Annotated in this window: 3 protein-coding genes and 1 pseudogene; 2 read left to right on the plus strand and 2 right to left on the minus strand. The window is 48.0% G+C overall.

The window, feature by feature from the left end; all coding sequences use genetic code 11:
• Window positions 1–507: aspartyl/asparaginyl beta-hydroxylase domain-containing protein (locus tag H6F80_RS05535; protein WP_190790603.1), on the plus strand; the 507-nt coding region annotated here is incomplete at its 5' end.
• A gap of 81 nt (window positions 508–588) precedes the next feature.
• Here the strand turns inward: H6F80_RS05535 and H6F80_RS05540 are convergent.
• Both H6F80_RS05540 and H6F80_RS05545 read right to left on the minus strand, forming a co-directional pair.
• Window positions 589–1,806: an MFS transporter gene (locus H6F80_RS05540; protein ID WP_518523524.1), complete on the minus strand. Its 1,218-nt coding sequence runs from the start codon at window positions 1,804–1,806 to the stop codon at window positions 589–591.
• A 69-nt stretch (window positions 1,807–1,875) separates the two neighbouring features.
• Window positions 1,876–2,376 (minus strand): pentapeptide repeat-containing protein, encoded by a 501-nt coding sequence (locus tag H6F80_RS05545; RefSeq protein WP_190790605.1) that lies wholly within the window; start codon window positions 2,374–2,376, stop codon window positions 1,876–1,878.
• A gap of 348 nt (window positions 2,377–2,724) precedes the next feature.
• On the opposite strand from H6F80_RS05545, the pseudogene H6F80_RS29015 reads away from it, so the two are divergent.
• Window positions 2,725–2,833: pseudogene (locus H6F80_RS29015) on the plus strand (photosystem II q(b) protein); the annotation flags it as partial.

The raw sequence follows: 2,833 nt of genomic DNA on the forward strand, positions 1-2,833 counted from the left end.
CAGAACCGCATTTCCCCCGATAATCTCTGGAAGACTTACTTCTTTTTTGCCTTTGGCTATCGCTCCCAAAAAAATTGTGATCGGTGTCCAGAAACAACTCGGCTATTGGAACAAATTCCAGGTTTAAAGGTTGCTTTCTTCTCAATTCTGGCTCCGGGAAAACATATTCCTGAGCATCGGGGCAAACACAAGGGGATTATTCGGTGTCATTTAGCCTTAAAAGTGCCAGAACCCAGAGAAAAGTGCCGCATTCGTGTTTCCGAGCAGGTCGCCTACTGGGAGGAAGGCAAAACCTTGTTTTTTGACGACACCTATCCCCACGAAGTTTGGAACGACACGAATGATTATCGGGTTGTGCTATTTCTTGATATTGCTCGCCCGCTGCGCTTTCCCTTGTCGATCGTTAACTGGCTTGTGAATCGGTTGGTTGGTTTTTCTCCGATCATTCAAGTTGCGAAAGGCAATCATCAAAACTGGGAAAAACAGTTTGAGGAAATGCTGCGCTAGCTCTTTCTTCTAACCCTCTACCCGCTTGAAGATCATCGTTTAGTCAGATGCAACCGAAAGGCTTGCCCGAACGCAGCGGCTTTAGCTAGGTGCCCGATTTGGCTGCATCACGACGGTGAGGCTCAACCCACTCGCTATCGCTGCAATTGCGCCTGCCACATAAAACACGGGCGGTAAACCCGCATATTTCCAGATGGGACCTAAAATCACAGGGGAAATAAACTGCCCTAAGGAGTTAAACCCAGTTCCGATCGCCAACACCGTCGTCCTCACTTCGAGGGGCGCTAAACCTGCCAGTACGTCATACAGGTTAGGAGTAATGATGCCAAAACCTGCCCCAAAAAGCATTGCGGTCGGAATAATCAAATACAGCTCAGTCAAAAAAGGAATGGTCACGATCGCCATTGCCATTAAGCTGAAGCCAAAAGCAACCGCTCGACTCGGCCCAATCCGCTGACTGATTCGACTTGCCCCAAAAGCAGAAATTAAAGCGGCTCCAACCAAACGAACTGCTAACACAATACCGTTGATTTCAGGAGTCGCCCCGATCGCCTGCTTAAGGTAGAGCGGCGTATAAACCACAACGGCATACATCATCAGCCCGGCTGCCCAGATAAATAAATACACCGTTAAAATACTGCGATTACGAATCAACTGGCTAAGCTGCTGATTTTGGCTTGTCTGGATCATTGACACAGCAGGAGAAGCATTTTCCCTCAAGACAAGGGCCGCAATTACTGCCAGGGGAATGCCCAGCCCGTACAGATAAAAAGCAAACTGCCATTGAATACCACCAACCCAGCCACCCAACAACGGGAAGAAAATCGCCGCGGTTGTCATGGCACTCGTTGCGTAGCCTAAGATGCGCGATCGCGTTTCTCCTTCATACATGCCGCCTAATATGCCGATCGTGGCAGCAGCAACACCCCCGCTAGCAGCCCCAAGCAACCCTCGGCTGGTTAGAAGTAAGGGCATTGTTGTAAGAAACGCGGTAGATAGCCCAAAAATAGCGTACAGAATTAGGCAAGGAACCATCACTTTGAGCTTACCCAAGCGATCAGCCACGACTCCTAGAATTGGGGTACACAAAGCAGAGGTTAGCGCATGAATGCTAGCGAGTGTTCCTGCCCACTGGGGGTCAAGTGCGAGCTGCTGCACCATTTCTGGCAACACCGGAAAGATTACACTCCCGGTCATTGTAGTCAAACACCCTGCTAGTAATAAAACCAATAATTGGTGAAATCGCTTCGCGGATGTTAAGTGAGCGGCTCGCTTCAACAAATCATTCATAGGCAGCATTAAGGATTCATGGGCAGCATTAAGGTTTTCACACCGCGCTTGTAGGAGATTACAGGCGATCGTTTATGCTCACCGACAACCCAGGGATTCACGCGTATCCACACCCGTTAATGGATTCACGCCATTTGCAGTTTTGCATAGCTCAAGAACTTGGTCGCGATCGAGTAAGGCAAAGCTGAAGTCTGCGCCATCTACTTTTGCACCCTTAAAGCTTGATTTAAGCATCATCGCGGAAGTCAAAATTGCATCAGTTAAATCAACACCAGATAAATCACTTAAGTAAGCAATGCCATCACTAAAATCGACGCTGTGAAGGTTCGCATTGGTTAAGACAGAGCCATTGAAGACTGCTCCTCGCAAATTTGCACCGCTAAAGTTCGCTTTGATCAATCTCGCGTTCGCAAATTCCGCTTTGACAAGATCCTGTCCGGCGTAATCTTTCGTATCCGCTTGAACGTCATCAAAGGCGCGAATTGCAGCAGAACTTGCAGCGATGACCGGAAGCGGTGCAGCCGTCAGCATCACATAACAAAAGACAATTAGACCCAGGAACAACTGAAATACCCGCATAGCAAATTCTTAGAGAATGCAGACAATTCTTGAACAGTCTCAAACTTAACATTTTTTAATCGTGCCTCCGCTTCCGAACGCTCGAAAGTTTGTTTAGCGCTCTGGAGTTTAGCGCTCTGGAATAGTGCGTGAAGGACAGCGGCAAGTTTAGAGAGCAGAAATACGATTCCTGCCAGGGCAAGCTCCAATTTTTCCATCAAGGGATCATTCACTACAGCCATAGATTAGCTGAGCCTATGCTGCTTATAAGAAATGTTTATGTTTAGTTTCCTTCACATTTTCTAAGCTTTCGTTTACATTGAATGACATACATAAGTTTACGTACCTTTACAACGGACTCATCGAAATATGACGACTACCTTACAGCGTCGCGACTCCGCGAACCTGTGGGAGCAGTTCTGCACCTGGATCACCTCCACCGACAACCGCCTCTACATCGGCTGGTTCGGCGTCCTCA

The sequence above is a fragment of the Leptolyngbya sp. FACHB-711 genome (assembly GCF_014695615.1).
In the GTDB taxonomy this organism is placed as follows: Bacteria; Cyanobacteriota; Cyanobacteriia; order Elainellales; family Elainellaceae; genus Leptolyngbya_A.